Origin of the sequence: Jannaschia seosinensis, from assembly GCF_001408515.1 — a bacterium.
Taxonomy (GTDB): Bacteria; Pseudomonadota; Alphaproteobacteria; order Rhodobacterales; family Rhodobacteraceae; genus Jannaschia; species Jannaschia seosinensis.
In genome coordinates this window covers 24,190-43,180 of record NZ_CYPR01000203.1, presented here as the reverse complement: position 1 = coordinate 43,180, position 18,991 = coordinate 24,190, and the positions used below count along the sequence as shown (strand labels likewise).

Genomic DNA, 18,991 nt, shown 5'->3' with positions numbered 1-18,991 from the left:
CCCGTCCTCGCCCCGAATGGGAGGTTCCCCGATGCCCTATCGCGCACCCGTATCCGAACTGCGCTTCGTTCTTGACAAGGTCGCGGGCTTCGACCGCGTCGCCGCGACCGAGGCCTTTGCCGAGGCCACGCCCGAAACCGTGGATGCCATCCTGACCGAAGCGGGGCGCATGTGCGATGACGTGCTCGCGCCGCTCAACCGCAAGGGGGACCAGCATCCCGCGCATCTGGAGAACGGCGTGGTGCGCACCTCGCCCGGCTTCGCCGACGGCTTTCGCGCCATTGCCGAGGGCGGCTGGATCGGGATGTCGGCCGACCCCGCGCACGGGGGCATGGGCCTGCCGATCGCGCTGACCATGGCGGTCAACGAGATGATCGGTTCGGCCTGCCTCGCGCTGCAGCTCAACCCGCTGATGACGCAGGGCCAGATCGAGGCGCTGGAGGCGCATGCCTCCGACGAGATCAAGGAAACTTACATCCCCAAGCTCGTCTCCGGCGAATGGTGCGGGACGATGAACCTGACGGAGCCGCAGGCCGGATCGGATGTCGGAGCGCTGCGCACGAAGGCGGAGCCGAACGGCGACGGAACCTATGCGGTGACGGGGCAGAAGATCTACATCTCCTGGGGCGACAACGACTTCGCCGAGAACATCTGTCACCTCGTCCTCGCGCGCCTGCCCGATGCGGCCGAGGGGACGAGGGGGATCAGCCTGTTCATGGTCCCCAAGCGCCTGCCGGATGCGGACGGGAATGCGGGACAGGCCAACAGCCTGCGTGTCGTATCGCTCGAGCACAAGCTGGGCCTGCACGGCTCGCCCACCGCGGTGATGGAATATGACGGCGCGACCGGCTGGCTGGTCGGTGAGCCGCACAAGGGCATGGCGGCGATGTTCACGATGATGAACAATGCCCGCCTCGGCGTGGGCGTCCAAGGCCTCAGCGTCGCGGAAGCCGCGCTTCAGCATGCGATCGGCTATGCCCTCGACCGCAAGCAGGGCAAGACGCGCGTGCCGGACGGCTCGATCCTGGAGCATGCCGATGTGCGGCGCATGATCCTCGGCATGAAAGCCGAGACCTTCGCGGTGCGGGCGCTGGCGATGGAATGCGCCGTGGCGCTCGACATGGCGAAGGCGACAGGCGACGTGGCGTGGCGTGCAAGGGGTGCGTTCCTGACGCCCATCGCCAAGGCTTTCGGCACGGATACCGGCATCAAGGTCGCGGGCGACGGCATACAGGTCCATGGCGGCATGGGTTTCGTGGAGGAGACGGGCGCGGCGCAATTCCTGCGCGACGTGCGCGTCACCGCGATCTACGAGGGCACGAACGGGATCCAGGCGATGGACCTCGTGGGGCGCAAGCTGATGGATGGCGGCGCGGCGGCCTTCGCCCTGCTCGACGAGATGGGCGCGACCGAGGATGCGGCGTTGCGCGCGGCGGTGGACGAATTGCGCGACCTGACGGAGTGGATGGTGGCGCAGGATATGCAGGACCGCTTCGCGGGGGCGGTATCCTACCTTGCCGCCTTCGCCCGCGTTCTGGGGACGCACCACCACCTCAAGGCCGCGGCGGCGGATCCGGCGCGGGCGCATCTGGCGCGTTTCGCACGGGGCCGGTTCCTGCCGGAGGCGCGTGCCGAGATGGCCAAGGCGCGCTCCGGCGCAGACGAACTCTTTGCCCTGAGCGCCGACGAAATCGCGGCCTGACGCGGCGATCGGGCGGGTCGGCCCCCGGACCGCCCCACCCGCGCAACATCCCGAACCCAAGGAAGGACGCGGGCACCCCATGAAGGACATCGAGATCCCCGACAGCTATGCCGGGCTGACATTCCCCTGGGAGGTTCCGCCCGAGGAAGGCACCGTGACCGAGGTGGCCGAGGGCGTGCTCTGGGCGCGGCTCCCGCTGCCGATGGCGCTCGACCACGTCAACGTGTTCTTCCTGCGCGAAGAGAACGGCTGGACGATGGTCGATACCGGCTTCGACACCAAGCGGACGCGCGCCATCGTCGAGACGCTGATCGCGGGGCCGCTGGGCGGCGGGCCGATCACGCGAGTTCTGGTGACGCATCACCATCCCGACCATGTGGGCCTTGCCGGCTGGCTGCAATCGCGGGGGGCGGAGCTTCTGACGACGCGAACGTCGTGGCTCATGGCGCGGATGCTGACGCTCGACGTGCAGGAGCGGTACACCCCCGAGACCATCGCCTTCTGCCATCGCTGGGGGATGGATCCGGATGTGCTGGACAAGCGGCGGGCGGAGCGGCCGTTCAACTTCTCCGACATCGTGAGCCCGATGCCGACCGGCTTCACCCGCATTGCCGAGGGCGAGGTAATCACGCTCGGCGGGCGGCGCTGGCGCGTGGCGCGCGGGGACGGCCACGCGCCGGAGCATGCGGTTCTCTACGAGGAGGGCGGCGCCCTTGTGCTCGGCGGCGATCAGCTTCTGCCCGGGATCTCGCCCAATCTGGGGCTTTATCCGACGGAGCTGAACGGCGATCCGGTGGGCGACTGGCTGGCGGCCTGCGACCGACTCGCCCCGCTGGCGCGGCCGGATCACCTGGTGCTGCCGGGTCACAAGACGCCGTATCGCGGGCTGCCCCGGCGGATGGAAACCCTGCGGACCAACCACGAAGCCGCACTCGACCGCCTTCAGGCGCATCTGGCCGAGCAGCCGCGCACGGGCGGCGAATGTTTCGCGCCGCTGTTCAAGCGCGACGTGTCCGGCGACCTCTACGGCCTCGCCTTCTTCGAGGCGATCGCGCATCTTCAGCATCTGTGGCTGACCGGACGCGCCACGCGCGAGGTGCGGGAGGACGGCGTCTGGGTGTTTCGGGCGGCACATCCCTGAGCGCTTGCCTGCGGGGCGGCTTGACGCGCCGCCCGCCCACGCCACCATTGCGCCCATGACCGGACAATCCGAGACCCATACGACCGCCGACGCCATGGAGGCCAACGCCCTGCCCCCCGAATTGCGGGCGCGGGAAATGCGCGCCGACGGCAAGGATCATACGCCCCCCATGCCCGAGAAACTGGCCCGCGCGGCCAAGCAGATGTCGGCGGCGGAATGGGCGCATCGGCGGCTGGTCCTCTATCTCAAGGCCTTTGAGGAGACGCTCGACCCCGAGCAGGAGGCCGCGATGGGCTTCACCGACGCCGCGGGCGGGCTGATGCGGATCGAGGGGCTGGGTTTTCATGCCCCCGACATCGTCACCTTCTCGGGCGTGGACGGGGCGGGAATGCGGGTGCAGTCGATCCAGCATGTCAGCCAGCTCAACGTCCTGCTTCGTGCCGTGCCGCGCCCGACGGATCGGCCCGAAGCGCAGCGCATCGGCTTCCGCCTCGCCCGCGCGCTCGAAGAAGAAGAGGCCGCCGAGTCCGCCGCCGACCTGGATGCCACGTCCGACACCCCGGTGTGACACGGCCTCGTGACACGGCCGGGATGCTGCGCTAGGGCACGACGGACGCGATCATACCGAGGGAGCCGGTGGCGATGGACGAGAAGGAAAAGCACGAGATGGGCACCATGGACATCACCGAGCAGGAAAAGACCTTTGCCGGGTTCATGACCTTCACGAAGTGGGTCACCATCGTCATCATCGCCATCCTGATCTTCCTCGCGCTGTTCCGGACCTGATTTCATGCTTCGCGCGGCGCTGCTTGCGCTTGTGCTGCCGATCCTTGCGGGGTGCGGGGCTGATGCCGTCTGGACCCCGATGGAGGAGGTGCAGGCCCGCGCCTTCCGCGCAGAGGGGCCGCCCAGCCTGACGCTGATGACCGCGATCAACAACCGCGACGGCAGCGGCGGCCATTCCGCGCTGATGGTGTCGGGAGACCAGCGGGTGATCTTCGATCCCGCCGGCACGTGGTGGCATCCGAACGCGCCGGAGCGGGGAGACGTCATCTATGGCGTGACGCCGGTGATGCTGGACTTCTACGTCGATTACCACGCGCGGCCGACCTACCGCATGGTCCTGCAGGAAATTCCGGTGACGCCGGAGATCGCAGCGCGCGCGCTGCGGCTGGTGGAGGCGCATGGACCGGCGAACAAGGCGACCTGCGGGAGGGCCGTCAGCGGCATCTTGCGTGACTTGGGCTTCGACGCCGTCGACCGCTCCTGGTACCCGCAGCGGATCATGCGCGACGTCGCCGACCTGCCCGGCGTGACAGAGCGGGTCGTGCGCGATGACACCGAAGACGCGAGCACCGCCGGCACGCCGACACCCCGCCCGAATTGAAGCGCCATGGGCACCGGTGGATCAGCCGGATCGTGCTCGCTTGGCGGAGATGTCGGCAATCAGGGCTCCGTGCATCGCGAATTCGAATCGGATTTTCGCCGAAGCGCCGAAGCCTGATTCTCGTGCGCCAAAAGCCCCGACGCGTCATTGCGGCACAGTTCAGAAGCGGCTGACGCTATCGCAGCAGGTCGATGGGATATGCGCCAAATCCATTCGGATGGAGCGCCCCCAAAGAAAAACCCCCGCCACCTTTCGGCACCGGGGGTCGGTCTCGTGGCAAAGCCGGGACGGCTTACATCATCCCCTCGCGCTGTGCCTTCTTGCGTGCGAGTTTCCGGGCGCGGCGAACGGCCTCGGCCTTCTGGCGCGCCTTCTTCTCGGAGGGCTTCTCGAAATGCTGCTTGAGCTTCATCTCGCGGAACACCCCCTCGCGCTGCAACTTCTTCTTCAGGGCCCGAAGGGCCTGATCGACGTTGTTGTCGCGTACGCTAACCTGCATGTGGTTTTCACCACCTTTCTAGGTTCGAGTTGGTCCGGTCATCCGGTGCAGGAGTTGGCCACTTAGCGGGATGGACCTAGCTTGTCCAGTAACGAGACGGAGACCGATATGCCCGATACCCCCGACCTGAAGAACCGGCTGATCGATGCGGCCCTGCCGCATGTGGCCTTTGACGGCTGGTCCGAGGCCACGTTCCGCCGGGCCGTCGCGGATGCCGGGGTGCCCCCCGCCCGCGCCCGCACGATCTTTCCGCGGGGGGCGATCGACCTCGCGCTCGCCTTCCACCGCCAGGGCGACGACCAGATGGTCGAGAAGCTGCGCGGCGAGGACCTGACGGACATGCGCTACAGCGACCGCGTGGCGCATGCCGTGCGCACCCGGATCGAGATCGCGGGCGCCCATCGCGAAGCCGTGCGCCGGGGGGTCACGCTGTTTTCCCTGCCGATCCATGCCGCGGACGGGGCGCGCGCGGTCTGGGGCACGGCCGACGCCGTCTGGGACGCTCTGGGCGATACGTCCGATGACGTGAACTGGTACACCAAGCGGGCGACCTTGTCGGGGGTCTATTCGTCGGTCGTGCTCTACTGGCTGGGCGACCAATCGGACGGCGACCGCGAAACCTGGGCCTTCCTCGATCGGCGGATCGCGGATGTCATGCGGATCGAGAAGGCCAAGGCGCAAGCGCGCAAATCGCCCCTGATCTCGCGGCTGATGGCGGGACCGAATGCGGTGCTGGGCCGGGTCCGGGCGCCTGCGCGTTCGCCGCGGGGGGACCTGCCGGGCTTGTGGCGGGATCCGTCGTGACGGCCTTGGCCCCGTCCCGCCCGCCCTGCTAGCGTCGCCCGACGCGAAACAGGAGATTATTGATGCCCGACCCCGAAACGATGCGCGCCGTCGAAATCGCCAAGCCGGGCGGTCCGGAGGCCCTGAGCGTGACAGAGCGGCCGGTCCCCGCGCCCGGACCCGGCGAGATCCTGATCGCCGTCGACCATGCGGGCGTGAACCGGCCCGATGTGTTGCAGCGCATGGGTGCATACGATCCGCCGAAGGGAGCGTCCGACCTGCCCGGGCTCGAATGTGCGGGAACCGTCGCGGCCGTCGGGCCGGGCGTGGTCCGGTGGCAGGCGGGCGATCGGGTCTGCGCGCTCCTGCCCGGCGGCGGTTATGCCGAATACGCGGTAACGCCCGCCGATCACGCGCTGCGCATCCCCGAGAGCCTGTCGATGGCGGAGGCCGCCGCCCTGCCCGAGACATTCTTCACCGTCTGGACCAACGTGTTCGACCGGGGGCGATTGCGCGCGGGGGAGCGGTTCCTCGTGCATGGCGGAACCTCGGGGATCGGAACGACCGCGATCCAGCTTGCCCGCGCGCGGGGGGCTCGTGTGTTCGCGACCGCCGGCTCCGCCGACAAGGTCGCGGCCTGCGAAGGTCTCGGCGCCGAGGGGATCAACTATCGCGAGGCGGATTTCGTCGAGGTGCTGCGCGCGGCGGGCGGCGCCGACCTGATCCTCGACATGGTGGGCGGCGATTACGTCGCGCGCAATCTGGACGCGCTGGCCGATGACGGGCGGCTGGTGCAGATCGCGTTTCTCGGCGGCGCAAAGGTTCAGGCGAATCTTGCGCAGGTGATGACCCGCCGCCTGACGATCACCGGCTCCACGTTGCGGCCGCGCTCCGTGCTCGACAAGGCGCGCATCGCCGAGGCGCTGCGCGACGAGGTCTGGCCGCTGCTCGATTCGGGACGCATCGCGCCGGTGATGGACGAGGTGTTCGCGCTGGAGGAGGCCGGTCGTGCCCATGCCAGGATGGAGGCCGGGGCGCATATCGGAAAGATCGTGCTGAAGGTGCGCTGACGCCGCAGGAGGCATTGCGGCGACGCGAGGGGCTGGCTCCCCGCCCGTCAAACGTTAACGTAGGGCATGAATCTCGACACCACACACCCCGCCCTGTCCGACCTGCGCAGCCGCGCGCGGCGACGGATGCCTCACTTCGCCTTTGAATATCTCGATTCCGGCACCGGTCGGGAAACCGGGCTCGCCGCCAATCGCGCCGCACTCGACGCGGTGCGGTTCCGGCCCGCGATTCTCGGCGGCGAGATCGATCCCGATCTGAGTTGCACCACCCTGGGTCACAGCCACCCGGTGCCCTTCGGCATCGCGCCTGTCGGACTGGCCGGCATGCTCTGGCCGGATGCGGAGCGGCACCTGGCCCGCGCGGCCAGCCGCCACCGCATTCCCTACGGCCAGTCCACCGTGGCCGCCGCCACGCCCGAGGATACCGGCCCCATCGTCGGCGATCTGGGCTGGTTTCAGCATTACCCCGTCAAGGATCCGGAGGTCCGGCGCGACATGCTGGCCCGGATCAAGGCGTCGGGCTGGCGGGTGCTGGTGGTCACGGTCGACGTGCCGGGCGAAAGCCGGCGGGAACGGCAGCGGCGCGCGCATGTGTCGATGCCGCCGCGGATGACGCCCAAGGTCATGACCTCCATCGCCACCTCCCCGGCGTGGGCGATGGGCATGGCGCGGAAGGGGACGCCCCGCATGGCGTTTCCCGGCGGCTATGTCACCGCAAAGGGCAAGGACCATTTCGAGCATGCGGGGCGCCTGATCCGGGTCTATCCCGATTGGTCCTATATCGAGGCTCTGCGCGCCGAGTGGGAGGGGCCGCTCGTGGTCAAGGGCGTGCAGGATCCCGAGGATGCCGACCGCCTGATCGAGATGGGGGCGGACGCGATCTGGGTGTCCAACCATTCCGCGCGCCAGTTCGAGGGCGGTCCCGCGGCGCTCGACGCCCTGCCCCGCGTGGTGGAGCGGGTTGCGGGGCGCGTGCCGGTCTATTTCTGCTCCGGGGTGGAGGACGGTCTCGACGTCATGCGCGCGCTCGCGCTCGGGGCGGAGTTCGTGTTCCTCGGCAAGGCCTGGTACTACGCGCTCGCCGCCTTCGGGCCACGCGGCGTGGACCACCTGGTCCACATCCTGCGCGAGGACATGATCGCCAACATGACCCAGATCGGCGCACCCACGCTGGCGGACCTGCGGGGGCGGCTGCTGCGATGACCGTTTCGGTCCGCCCCTCGCGCGAGGCGGACACACCCGCCATCACGCGCATCTATGCCGGCGAAGTGACGTCCGGCTTCGCCACGTTCGAGGAGATCGCCCCCGACGCGCAGGAAATGGCGGATCGTCGCGCGGCCCTGCTGCACGCGGGGATGCCTTACCTCGTCGCGGTGCGGGACAGCGTGGTGATCGGCTACGCCTATGCCGGCCCCTGGCGCGCCCGGCCGGCCTACCGCCACAGCGTCGAGACCTCGGTCTATGTCGCGCCCGAATGTCGCGGCCTGGGGGCCGGCAGAGCGTTGATGTCCGACCTGATCGCACGATGCGAGGCGGGCGGATGGCGCCAGATGGTGGCGGTCATCGGCGATAGCGGGAACGCCGCCTCCATCGCCCTCCACGGCAGGCTGGGATTCCGGGATGTCGGAACGCTCCGCGCGATCGGGTTCAAGCACGGCCGCTGGGTCGATACCGTGATCATGCAACGACCGCTCGGGCGCGGCGACGGTGACCCGCCCGAGCGGCCCTTCTGACCCCGAAAGGCCGCGACGGACCTAGTGCATGAGCACCCGCTTCACGGCATCGGTCCAGCCGGCGTAGCGCGCGTCCCGCTCCTTCGGCTCCATCACCGGCTCGAACCGGCGGTCGAGCGCCCAGGACCGGGCAAACTCCTCCGGTCCGCCGTAGATCCCCGCCCGCATTCCCGCGAGCCATGCCGCGCCGAGGGCCGTGGTCTCGGAGATCTCGGGCCGGTCGACCGGGGCGCCGAGGATATCGGCCAAAAACTGCATCGCCCATTCGCTGGGCACCATGCCGCCATCGACGCGCAGCACCGTCTCGCCCAGCCCGCCCATATCGGCGCGCATCGCCTCCAGAAGGTCGCGGCTCTGGTAGCCGACGCTTTCCAATGCGGCGCGGGCGAATTCCGCCGCGCCGGTTCCGCGCGTCAGGCCGAAGATCGCGCCGCGCGCCTCCGGGTCCCAATGCGGCGCGCCGAGGCCGGTAAAGGCGGGGACGAGGTAGAGACGCTGCTTGGGGTCGGCCCGCTCCGCCAGCGCCTGCGTGTCGGAGGCCGCCGCGATGATCCCCAGCTCGTCGCGCAGCCACTGGACCACGGCGCCCGCGATGAAGATCGACCCCTCCAGCGCGTAGGTCGGCTGTCCGTCGAGTTGATAGGCCACGGTGGTCAGAAGCCGGTTCTGCGAGGCGACCGGCTTGGTTCCGGTGTTGAGCAGCGCGAAACAGCCTGTCCCGTAGGTGGATTTCATCATCCCCTTCTCGAAGCAGGCCTGACCCAGCGTCGCCGCCTGCTGATCGCCGGCCACGCCGAGGACGGGGATCTTCGGGCCGAGGAAATCGGTGGTGCCGAAATCGGCGGCGCAATCGCGCACCTCCGGCAGCATCGACAGCGGCACGCCCAGCATCTCGCAGACCTCGGCGCTCCAGTCGCCGCGATGGATGTCGTAGAGCATCGTGCGCGAGGCGTTGGTGGCATCCGTCACATGCGCCGCGCCGCCGGTCAGTTTCCAGATCAGGAAGCTGTCGACGGTGCCGAAGGCCAGTTCGCCCGCCTCGGCCGCCGCTCGGGCGCCTTCGACGTTATCGAGGATCCAGCGCACCTTTGTCCCCGAGAAATAGGGGTCGAGGATCAGCCCCGTTCGTTCCGTCACCATGGCCTCGTGCGCGGCGTGTTCGCGACAGAAGCCGGCGGTGCGGCGGTCCTGCCAGACGATCGCGCGATGAATCGGCTCGCCGGTCTTGCGGTTCCAGACCAGCGTCGTCTCGCGCTGGTTGGTGATGCCGATGGCGGCGACGTCGCTCGCGTCGATGCCGGCCTGGGCCACCGCGTCGCGGCAGGTGCGCACGACGCTCTGCCAGATATCCTCGGGATCGTGTTCGACCCAGCCGCTGTCGGGGTAATGCTGGGGGAATTCCTCCTGCGCGCTGGCGACGGGGCGCAGGCTCTCGTTGAAGAGGATCGCCCGACTGGACGTCGTGCCTTGGTCGATGGCGAGAATATGTGGCATGGCGGCCTCCCTTTTCGCAGGAAACTGGCCGAATGGCGGCGGGGCGGCAAGGGCTGGCGTCCACGGGGCCGCCGCGCCCTGCCCCGCGGGCCTGCGCCGGGACGGTCCTAGGGGTCGGCGCGGTCGACGAGTTCCACCACGCGCGGGCCGATCGCCGCGACGATCACGCCCACGCCGTCGCGGTTGGGATGGATGCCGTCGGGCTGCATGTAACGCGCCCGCGCCTCGTCGAGGGCGGCCTCCTCGGTCAGCGACCCAAGGAAGCTGTCGACATGCAGCGCGTCCCATTCGGCGGCCAGATCGGGGTACATCGCGTCGAATTCGGCTTGGTAATCGGCGCCGTAATTACCCGGCGCCTCCAGCCCGATCAACAGGACCGGCAGCCCCCGCTCCCCCGTGACCTGCGACAGGATCGCCTCCAGGTTGTCGCGCGACACTGCCGGCGGCAGGCCGCGAAGCAGGTCGTTGCCCCCGAGCGCGACGATCATCGCGTCCGTCTCCGCGTCGAGCGACCAGCCCAGCCGCGCCAGCCCGCCCGCCGTCGTGTCGCCCGAGACGCCGGCATTGACGATCTCCGCATCGACCCCTTCGGCATCGAGCCAGGCCTGAAGCTGGGGCACGAAGCCCTCACTCTCCGGCAGCCCGTAGCCCGCCGTCAGCGAATCGCCCAGCGCGACCACGCGCACCGTTTCGGCCGCCACCGGCGTAGCGAGCAGCAGGGCTGCGGCAAAGTGAACCGCCTTGTTCGCCCCCCGCATCGTCCCATATCCGGAGGCAGCCGCCCAACCGAGGAATTGCCCCATGGTCCTGTCCCTGCGCGACGTCTCCCTTTCGCTCGCCGGAAATGCGGGGCGGGTCGACATCCTGCACGGGATCACGCTGGAGGTGGTGGCGAAGGATACGCTGGGGCTGGTGGGGCCGTCGGGGTCGGGCAAATCGTCTCTCCTCATGCTCATGGGCGGGCTGGAGCGTGCCACCGGTGGCGAGGTCCGGGCTCTGGGCCGGGATCTGACCGCGATGGACGAGGACGCGCTGGCCCGGTTCCGCCGGGAACATATGGGCGTGGTGTTCCAGTCCTTCCACCTGATCCCGACGATGACGGCGCTGGAAAACGTCGCGACGCCGCTGGAGCTGGCGGGGGTGGCCGATGCCTTCGACCGTGCCGCCGCAGAACTCGACGCCATGGGTCTGGGTCACCGCACCGGGCATTACCCCGCGCAGATGTCGGGGGGCGAGCAGCAGCGCGTGGCGCTGGCCCGTGCCGCCGCGCCGCGCCCCGACATCCTGCTGGCGGACGAGCCGACGGGAAATCTCGACCAGACCACGGGCGAGGCGATCATGGACCTTCTGTTCGGCCTTCGCGACCGTCACGGATCGACGCTGGTCCTCGTCACCCATTCGCGCGAACTGGCCGAGCGGTGCGACCGGGTGGTGCGGCTGGTCGATGGCCGCCTCGACGACGACCGCCGCAAGGTGCGCACCGAGGCCGCGGAATGACGGCTGCGAGCGGCCCCGACGCCCACGCGACGCGGCGGGACGGACCTGCCATCTGGCTGCGCCAAGCGGCGACCATCGCGCGCCGGGAATTGCGCGGCGGGCTGACCGGCTTTCGCATCTTCCTCGCCTGTCTGGCTCTGGGCGTGGCCGCCATCGCCGCCGTCGGATCGGTCCGGGTGTCGATCACCGAAGGCCTCGCGCGCGAGGGGCGCATCATCCTCGGCGGCGATGCGGAGGTGGAATTCGCCTATCGCCGCGCCAGCCCGGAGGAGCGGGCCTATCTCGAACGTCTCGGCGAGGTCGGGGAGGTCGTCGATTTCCGCTCCATGGCCGCCACCGGGCTCGGGGCGCAGGCGGATCGCGCGCTCACGCAGGTCAAGGCCGTCGACGCGGCCTATCCGCTGACCGGCGAGGTCGTGCTGGACCCGCCGATGCCGATCGCCGAGGCGCTGGCCGATGACGGGATCATCGTGCATCCGGTGCTGGCCGACCGGCTGGGTCTGTCGGTGGGCGATCCGCTTTGGCTCGGGTCGAAATCGTTCACGCTGCGCGCGCTCATCACGCGGGAGCCGGATGCCGGGGGGGCGGGATTCGGCCTCGGGCCGCGCACCATCGTCGCCTCCGCCGCACTGGAGGGAACGGGACTGCTGAGCGAGGGCAGCCTCTTCGACACCGATTACCGCGTCGTCATCCCCGAGGCGACAGATGCCGACCTCGAACGCCTTGAGGCCGAGACCGAGGCCCGTTTCGCCGATCAGGGCATGCGCTGGCGCGATCGGCGCAACGCCTCGCCACAGGTCCAGCGATTCGTGGACCGGATGGGCAGCTTCCTCGTCCTCGTGGGCCTCGCCGGGCTCGCGGTGGGCGGCGTAGGCGTGTCGGCGGCGGTGCGCAGCTATCTCGACCGCAAGACCGGCGTGATCGCCACGCTCAAGACGCTGGGGGCCGAGGGTCGCGTGATCTTCGCCGCCTACATGATGCAGATCGCGGTCCTCGCCGCCCTCGGCATCTTCCTTGGCCTGATCCTCGGCACGCTGATCCCGCTCGCCGCCGGGCCATTCATCGAGGCGCGGCTTCCGGTGCCCGTGGCGCTCGGCGTCCATCCCGGACCGTTGGCAGAGGCTGCACTATACGGGGCGCTGACGGCGCTGATCTTCACGCTCTGGCCGCTCGCGCGGACCGAACAGGTCCGGGCCGCCTCGTTGTTCCGTGACGCGACCGGCCCCGCGCGGGGCTGGCCACGGCGGCGCTATCTGGTGGCGCTCGGCCTGTCGCTGGCCGTTCTGGTGGGGCTGTCTGCGTGGCTGTCGGGCATTCCGACGCTGGCACTGTGGTCGGCGGGCGGCATCCTCGTGGCGCTGGCCGTGCTGGTGGCCGCTTCCTTCGCGGTGCGCCGCCTTGCCCGCGTATTGGCTCGCCATACGCGCGGGCGCCCGGCCCTGCGCCTTGCACTGGGCAGCGTGGGCGGCCCGGGCGGCGAGGCGACGGCGGTCGTCCTGTCGCTGGGCCTCGGGCTGACCGTCCTCGCCGCCGTGGGCCAGATCGACGCGAACATGCGCGCGGCCATCGCCCGCGACCTGCCCGAGATCGCGCCGTCCTACTTCTTCATCGACATCCAGCCGAACCAGATCGGCCCCTTCCTTGACCGGGTCGAAAACGACCCCGCCATCAGCCGCGTCGACACGGCCCCGATGCTGGGCGCCTTGGTCCGCTCGATCAACGACCGCCCCGCCTCCGAATTCGACCATTGGGTCACGCGCGGCGACCGGCGGATCAGCTTCGCCGACGCACCGGGCGAAGGCACCCGTGTCGTCGCGGGCGAGTTCTGGTCCGAGGATTACGAAGGTCCGCCGCAGATCAGCTTCGCCCGCGAGGAGGCGGAGGAGCTGGGCATCGAACTCGGCGACACGGTCACGCTCAACGTGCTGGGCCGTGACATCACCGGGACGGTCACGAACTTCCGCGAGGTGGATTTCTCCTCGGGCGGGATCGGGTTCGTGATGGTCTTCAACACCGCCGCATTGGAGGGCGCGCCGCATACCTGGCTCTCGACCGTCTATGCGGAGGAGGAGGCCGAGGCGCGCATTCTGCGCGAGGTGGCGGGCGACGCGCCCAACATCACCGCGATCGGCGTGCGCGATGCCATCGCGCTGGTGACCGAGGCGCTTTCGGCGCTGGCCGCGGCGACGTCGTGGGGGGCGGGCGCGACGCTTCTGACCGGGTTCGTGGTGCTGATCGGCGCGGCCGCGGCCGGCGAGCGCGGGCGCGTCTTCGAGGCGGCGGTCCTCAAGACGCTGGGCGCGACGCGCGCGACCGTGCTGGCAAGCTTCGCGATCCGCTCCGCGATGTTGGGCGCGGCGGCGGGCGTGGTGGCCATCGCGGGCGGCGCGGCCGCGGGCTGGGGGATCATGACCTTCGTGATGGAGGCGCCCTATTCCTTCGAGTGGGTCTCGGCGACGGCAATCGTGGTGGGCGGCGCGGTGGCGACGCTTCTCGCCGGGCTGGCCTTCGCGTGGCGCCCCTTGGCCGCACGCCCCGCGCAGGTTCTTCGCGCGCAGGAGTGAGCCGGGCGCGGCCGCGGCCCTTCGTCCGCTCTCGCCGCGACTTGCCGCGACTTGCCGGGACGCCGGATATCGGAATGGCGGGCGGCTTGGCATCCTTCCCGCCGCGACGAACACCGCACCTGCCCCTCTCTCGCCGCGAGGGGGTGGATCGCGCCGGTCGCGCGCGGGGACGAAAGATGATCAAACTCCGCGGTCCGGGTGCCCCTTGCCCTTTTCCCCGGCCGGCGCCCCGGCTAGCGTCCGGCGCATGCGACGCGCGCTCCTCACCCGGCTTCTGTCCCTGATCCTGTCTCTCGTGGCGGCCAGCGTGGTGATATTCGTTCTGTTGCAGGCGGTGCCGGGCGACCCGGCGGCCTTCATGCTCGGCACGGGCGCGCAGCCGGACACCGTCGCCGCCTTGCGCGCCGATCTGGGATTGGAGGGGTCGCTGCCGGTTCGCTACCTCGACTGGATCGGCGGCATGCTCCGCGGCGATTTCGGGACATCCTACACCTACCGCGTGCCGGTGGCCGAACTGGTCGCCGACCGGGTTGGCGTTTCGCTGCCGCTGGCGGCCTATGCGCTAATCCTCACGGTCGTGATTGCCGTTCCGGCGGGGCTGATCGCCGCGTCCCGGCGCGGGGCGGCGGCCGATTGGGGCGTGATGGGCGCCACGCAGCTCGGCATCGCGGTGCCGAACTTCTGGTTCGCGATGCTTCTGGTGCTGCTCTTTGCGGTCAAGCTGCGGTGGGTTTCGGCCGGCGGATTTCCCGGCTGGTCCGACCCCCGGGCCGCGCTCGGTGCGCTGACGCTGCCCGCGATCGCGCTGGCGCTTCCGCAGGCGTCGATCCTCGCCCGCGTGCTGCGCGGCGCGCTGATCGACACGATGGGGCAGGATTACATCCGCACGGCCCGCGCCAAGGGCCTCTCGCAGCGGGCCACGATCGTCCGTCACGCCCTGCGCAACGCCGCAATTCCGGTCCTGACGATCATGGGGCTGCAATTTTCCTTCCTGCTGGCCGGTGCGATCATCATCGAGAACGTGTTCTTTCTGCCGGGCCTCGGCAGGCTCATCTTTCAGGCTATCACGCAGCGCGACCTGATCGTGGTGCAGTCGGTGACCATGCTGCTCGTCTTCGCCGTCATCGCCGTGACCTTCGCGGTGGATCTGGCCTATGCGCTGGCCGATCCCCGGCTGCGGCGGCGATGATGTCCGGTCGGATCAGGCTGAGCCCCGCGGGATGGATCGGGGCGGCGCTGACGGCGCTGTTCGTGGGCGCCGCGCTCCTGAGCCTCGTGTGGCTGCCGCACGATGTGGGCGTGCTCGACATTTCGGCGCGCAATCTGCCCCCCTCGCCCGCGCATCCGCTGGGCACGGATCATTACGGGCGCGACATGCTGTCGATGCTGATGGCCGGCGCGCGGACCTCGATCGCGGTGGCGCTTCTGGCCGTGGGCATCGGCCTCGGGCTCGGCGTGCCGCTCGGGCTTCTGGCGGCAGCGCGGCGCGGCAGCTGGCTCGACGAGGTGGTGATGCGGGGCAACGACCTGATCTTCGCCTTTCCGTCGCTCGTCATCGCGATCCTGATCACGGCGGTCTTCGGCCCCTCGGCGGTCAACGCGATCCTCGCCATCGGCATCTTCAACATCCCCGTCTTCGCCCGCGTCGCGCGCGGCGGGGCCCTGCCGATCTGGACGCTGGACTACATCATGGCGGCGCGGGTGGCGGGCAAGGGCCGCGCGCTCATCTCGTTCCAGCACCTGTTGCCCAACATCACGTCGCTTCTGATCGTGCAGGCGACGATCCAGTTCTCGCTGGGCATCCTCGCGGAGGCGGCGCTGAGCTATGTCGGCCTCGGGGCGCAGCCGCCGACGGCCTCCTGGGGCCGGATGCTCGCCGATGCGCAGACGATGATCTACACCGAGCCGCAACTCGCCATCATGCCAGGGCTCGCCATCGTGGCGATGGTGCTTGGGCTGAACCTGCTGGGCGATGCGCTGCGCGATGCGCTCGACCCCCGGCTGCGTCGCATGGGGGTCTGATGGAAATGTCGGGGGACGGCCGGCCTGCCCGGTATCGCGGGGCGTGCGCCTTCCGGCGAGGATCGGCATGACCGCGCCTCTCCTTTCCGTCGAGGGCCTGTCGCTCACCATCCAGGGGACGCCGATCCTGCGCGATGTTGCGCTGACCCTCGCGCCCGGCGAAACGCTGGGCCTCGTGGGCGAGTCCGGGTCCGGCAAGTCCATGACGGCGCTGGCCGCGACGGGCCTGCTGCCGCGGGGGGCGCGGATGCGCGGGGCGATCCGCCTCGACGGGACGGACCTGACCGCCCTGCCCGAGCGCGACTGGCTGCGCATCCGGGGCGCGGACGTGGCGATGATCTTTCAGGAACCGACCCTCGCGCTGAACCCCGTGCACACGATCGGCGCGCAGGTGGCCGAGACGCTGCGCATCCGCGGCACGCCGCGCGCGCAGGCCCGGCGGATCGCGCGCGAACGGCTCGACCGGGTGGGTCTCGCGGGCGTTCCCGCCGATCGTTACCCGCACGAATTGTCGGGCGGTCAGCGGCAGCGGGTCTGCATCGCCATGGCCATCGCCTGCCGGCCGCGCCTGCTGATCGCGGACGAGCCGACGACCGCGCTGGATGTCACGACGCAGGCGCGCATCCTCGACCTGCTGCGCGACCTGTCGCGTGACGAGGGGATGGCGCTGCTGCTGATCACGCACGATCTCGGGGTGGTGGCGGACATGGCGGACCGGGTGGCGGTAATGAAGGACGGCCGCATCGTCGAGGATGGTCCCACCGCCGCTGTCCTCGGCGCCCCGCGCGAGGAGTATACCCGCGACCTTCTGGCCGCCTCCCGTCCGGCGCCCCGCCCCGCGCGGACCATCGCGCCGGAGCCGGTTCTGGAGGCGCGGAGCGTCACCCGCCGCTATGGCGGGTTCACCGCCGTCTCGGATGTGTCGCTGACGCTCCATCGGGGCGAGAGTCTGGGGCTCGTGGGGGAATCGGGCTGCGGGAAGTCCACGCTGACGCGGGCGCTTCTGGGGCTGGAGCCGGTGCAGGACGGGTCGGTGCACCTGATGGGCCGTCCCGGCGGCACCGCGATGACCCGCGCCGACCGCGCCCGCATCTCCGTCGTCTTCCAGGATCCCTATGGCAGTTTCGATCCCCGCTGGCCGATCCGGCGCATCGTCTCCGAGCCGTTCCACCTGACCGGGCGCCCGCCCGATGCCGAGGCGCGCATCACCACCGCGCTGGAGCAGGTGGGCCTGTCGGCCGCCGACCTCACCAAATATCCGCACGAATTCTCCGGCGGCCAGCGGCAGCGTATCGCGATCGCCCGCGCCCTTGTCACCAACCCCGACGTGGTGGTGCTGGACGAGGCCGTCTCCGCGCTCGACGTGCGTGTCCGGGCGCGGGTTCTGGCGCTGCTGGCCGACCTGCAGGACCGGCTCGGCCTGGCCTATCTCTTCATTTCGCACGATCTTGGCGTGGTGCGGGCGCTGTGCGACCGGGTGCTGGTGATGCGCGGCGGCCGGATCGTGGAGGCCGGGCGCACCGCCGATCTCTTCGACGCGCCCGAAACCGACTACACCCGCGAATTGATCGCGGCGACCCCCGCCATTCCGCATGAACGCCCAAGGAGAATGCCACATGACCGACCCGCTCTGGTTTGACAGCGAAGAGATGCTGATCGGTGGCCGCTGGCTGCGCGCGGCCGACAGCCTGCCGGTCGAGAACCCGTCGAACGGCGAGACCTTCGCCGCCATTCCCCGGGGCGGCGCACGCGAGATCGACGCCGCCGTGGCCGCCGCGCACGAGGCGCGTGCGGGCGAATGGGGCCGGATGGACGCCGCCACGCGCGGGCGCCTCCTGTCGTCGCTGGGCCGGCTGGTGGCCGAGCGGGCCGAGGATCTGGCCCGGCTGGAGGCGATGGACGTGGGCAAGCCGCTGGCGCAGGCGCGCGCCGATGCGCTGGCGCTCGCGCGGTATCTGGAATTCTACGGCGGGGCGGCCGACAAGGTGCACGGGACGACGATCCCGTTCCTCGACGGCTACACGGTGTATACCCTGCGGCAGCCGCACGGGGTCACGGGCCATATCGTGCCATGGAACTACCCGATGCAGATCATCGGACGGTCCGTGGGCGCGGCGCTCGCCATGGGCAATGCCTGCGTCCTCAAACCCGCCGAGGAAGCCTGCCTGACCGCGCTGGCCTTCGCGCGCCTTGCCTGCGACGCGGGTCTGCCCGCCGGCGCGCTGAACGTCGTGCCGGGGCTCGGGGCGGAGGCCGGGGCGGCACTCTCGGCGCATCCGGGCATCCACCATGTCAGCTTCACCGGCTCGGTGGCGACCGGCGCGGCGGTGCAGGCGGCCGCGGCGGCGAATGTGGTGCCGGTGACGCTGGAACTCGGCGGCAAGTCGCCGCAGATCGTGTTCGACGATGCCGACCTCGACGCGGCCCTGCCCTTCCTCGTGCGCGCGGGCATCCAGAACGCGGGCCAGACCTGCTCCGCCGCGTCGCGCATCCTCGTCCACGAGGCGGTGGCCGACAAGGTCGTCGCGCGCATGTCCGAAAGCTACCGCGCGCTGCGTGTGGGTCCGGCGCTGGAGGACCGCGATATGGGGCCGGTGATCTCCGCACGCCAGAAGGGGATCGTGGAGGGATTTCTCGCGCAGGCGGGCGATCTTACCGTCGCGGCGCGTGCCGAGGTGCCGGACGGGCCGGGCCACTGGGTCGCGCCGACCCTTCTGACCGGCGCGGCGCCCGATCATCCGCTTGCGCAGGCGGAGATCTTCGGCCCCGTTCAGGTCGTGATCCCCTTCGCCTCCGAGGCCGAGGCCCTCGCCATCGCGAACGGCACCGATTACGGCCTCGTCGCCGGGGTCTGGACCCGCGACGGCGCCTGCCAGATGCGGATGGCGCGCGATCTGCATTGCGGGCAGGTGTTCCTGAACAATTACGGCGCGGGCGGCGGGGTCGAACTGCCCTTCGGCGGCGTGGGCAAATCGGGGCACGGGCGCGAAAAAGGGTTCGAGGCGCTCTACGGCTTCAGCCAGCTCAAGACGGTGGCGGCGTTGCATGGCTGACGCGGAAGACGGCGCAGGCGGCCCCTTTCTCCCGCATCGGGCGGCA

Annotated in this window: 18 protein-coding genes; 15 read left to right on the top strand and 3 right to left on the bottom strand. The window is 70.2% G+C overall.

Annotated features, from left to right (window positions below; all coding sequences use genetic code 11):
• Positions 1-31 precede the first annotated feature (31 nt).
• The 5 genes from JSE7799_RS15400 to JSE7799_RS15385 all read left to right on the top strand — a co-directional run bounded on the left by JSE7799_RS15400 (position 32) and on the right by JSE7799_RS15385 (position 4,230).
• Positions 32-1,702: an acyl-CoA dehydrogenase family protein gene (locus tag JSE7799_RS15400; RefSeq protein ID WP_055664401.1), complete on the top strand. Its 1,671-nt coding sequence runs from the start codon at positions 32-34 to the stop codon at positions 1,700-1,702.
• Positions 1,703-1,781: 79 nt separating this feature from the next.
• Positions 1,782-2,843 (top strand): MBL fold metallo-hydrolase, encoded by a 1,062-nt coding sequence (locus tag JSE7799_RS15395; RefSeq protein ID WP_055664400.1) that lies wholly within the window; start codon positions 1,782-1,784, stop codon positions 2,841-2,843.
• A 55-nt stretch (positions 2,844-2,898) separates the two neighbouring features.
• The gene (locus JSE7799_RS15390) at positions 2,899-3,411 is read left to right on the top strand and encodes a hypothetical protein (protein WP_055664399.1); all 513 of its coding nucleotides are present in this window, start codon (positions 2,899-2,901) and stop codon (positions 3,409-3,411) included.
• A 74-nt stretch (positions 3,412-3,485) separates the two neighbouring features.
• A complete protein-coding gene (locus tag JSE7799_RS20060) occupies positions 3,486-3,629 on the top strand; it encodes an aa3-type cytochrome c oxidase subunit IV (protein WP_083480626.1) in 144 nt (47 codons plus the stop codon).
• A 4-nt stretch (positions 3,630-3,633) separates the two neighbouring features.
• Positions 3,634-4,230, top strand: a complete 597-nt coding sequence (locus JSE7799_RS15385; protein ID WP_055664398.1) for a hypothetical protein — start codon at positions 3,634-3,636, stop codon at positions 4,228-4,230.
• A gap of 292 nt (positions 4,231-4,522) precedes the next feature.
• Here the strand turns inward: JSE7799_RS15385 and rpsU are convergent, their stop codons facing one another.
• Positions 4,523-4,729, bottom strand: a complete 207-nt coding sequence (gene rpsU, locus JSE7799_RS15380; RefSeq protein ID WP_055082236.1) for a 30S ribosomal protein S21 — start codon at positions 4,727-4,729, stop codon at positions 4,523-4,525.
• Between the two features lie 108 nt (positions 4,730-4,837).
• Here rpsU and JSE7799_RS15375 point away from each other — a divergent pair, with 108 nt between their 5' ends.
• The 4 genes from JSE7799_RS15375 to JSE7799_RS15360 all read left to right on the top strand — a co-directional run bounded on the left by JSE7799_RS15375 (position 4,838) and on the right by JSE7799_RS15360 (position 8,315).
• On the top strand, positions 4,838-5,533 hold the full coding sequence (locus tag JSE7799_RS15375) for a COQ9 family protein (protein WP_055664397.1): 696 nt from the start codon (positions 4,838-4,840) through the stop codon (positions 5,531-5,533).
• 62 nt (positions 5,534-5,595) lie between these two features.
• Entirely contained in the window at positions 5,596-6,582 is a 987-nt protein-coding gene (locus JSE7799_RS15370) for an NAD(P)H-quinone oxidoreductase (protein WP_055664396.1), read from the top strand.
• A 66-nt stretch (positions 6,583-6,648) separates the two neighbouring features.
• Entirely contained in the window at positions 6,649-7,785 is a 1,137-nt protein-coding gene (locus tag JSE7799_RS15365) for an alpha-hydroxy acid oxidase (RefSeq protein ID WP_055664395.1), read from the top strand.
• The gene (locus JSE7799_RS15360) at positions 7,782-8,315 is read left to right on the top strand and encodes a GNAT family N-acetyltransferase (RefSeq protein ID WP_055664394.1); all 534 of its coding nucleotides are present in this window, start codon (positions 7,782-7,784) and stop codon (positions 8,313-8,315) included. The genes JSE7799_RS15365 and JSE7799_RS15360 overlap by 4 nt, the downstream gene beginning before the upstream one ends.
• Positions 8,316-8,336: 21 nt before the next feature.
• Here JSE7799_RS15360 and glpK read toward each other — a convergent pair whose 3' ends face one another.
• Entirely contained in the window at positions 8,337-9,809 is a 1,473-nt protein-coding gene (gene glpK / locus JSE7799_RS15355) for a glycerol kinase GlpK (protein ID WP_055664393.1), read from the bottom strand.
• Between the two features lie 107 nt (positions 9,810-9,916).
• Positions 9,917-10,612: an arylesterase gene (locus tag JSE7799_RS15350; protein WP_083480625.1), complete on the bottom strand. Its 696-nt coding sequence runs from the start codon at positions 10,610-10,612 to the stop codon at positions 9,917-9,919.
• On the opposite strand from JSE7799_RS15350, the gene JSE7799_RS15345 reads away from it, so the two are divergent.
• The 6 genes from JSE7799_RS15345 to JSE7799_RS15320 all read left to right on the top strand — a co-directional run bounded on the left by JSE7799_RS15345 (position 10,611) and on the right by JSE7799_RS15320 (position 18,945).
• The gene (locus tag JSE7799_RS15345) at positions 10,611-11,306 is read left to right on the top strand and encodes an ABC transporter ATP-binding protein (protein WP_055664392.1); all 696 of its coding nucleotides are present in this window, start codon (positions 10,611-10,613) and stop codon (positions 11,304-11,306) included. The two genes, JSE7799_RS15350 and JSE7799_RS15345, sit on opposite strands and share 2 nt — an antisense overlap.
• The gene (locus JSE7799_RS15340) at positions 11,303-13,870 is read left to right on the top strand and encodes an ABC transporter permease (RefSeq protein ID WP_144431749.1); all 2,568 of its coding nucleotides are present in this window, start codon (positions 11,303-11,305) and stop codon (positions 13,868-13,870) included. Before JSE7799_RS15345 ends, JSE7799_RS15340 begins: the two co-directional genes overlap by 4 nt.
• A gap of 247 nt (positions 13,871-14,117) precedes the next feature.
• A complete protein-coding gene (locus JSE7799_RS15335; protein ID WP_055664391.1) occupies positions 14,118-15,059 on the top strand; it encodes an ABC transporter permease in 942 nt (313 codons plus the stop codon).
• Positions 15,059-15,892: an ABC transporter permease gene (locus JSE7799_RS15330; protein WP_055664390.1), complete on the top strand. Its 834-nt coding sequence runs from the start codon at positions 15,059-15,061 to the stop codon at positions 15,890-15,892. The genes JSE7799_RS15335 and JSE7799_RS15330 overlap by 1 nt, the downstream gene beginning before the upstream one ends.
• 67 nt (positions 15,893-15,959) lie before the next feature.
• Complete coding sequence (locus JSE7799_RS15325; protein ID WP_055664389.1) at positions 15,960-17,531, top strand: ABC transporter ATP-binding protein; 1,572 nt, start codon at positions 15,960-15,962, stop codon at positions 17,529-17,531.
• Positions 17,509-18,945: an aldehyde dehydrogenase family protein gene (locus JSE7799_RS15320; RefSeq protein ID WP_055664388.1), complete on the top strand. Its 1,437-nt coding sequence runs from the start codon at positions 17,509-17,511 to the stop codon at positions 18,943-18,945. The genes JSE7799_RS15325 and JSE7799_RS15320 overlap by 23 nt, the downstream gene beginning before the upstream one ends.
• Positions 18,946-18,991: the final 46 nt, after the last annotated feature.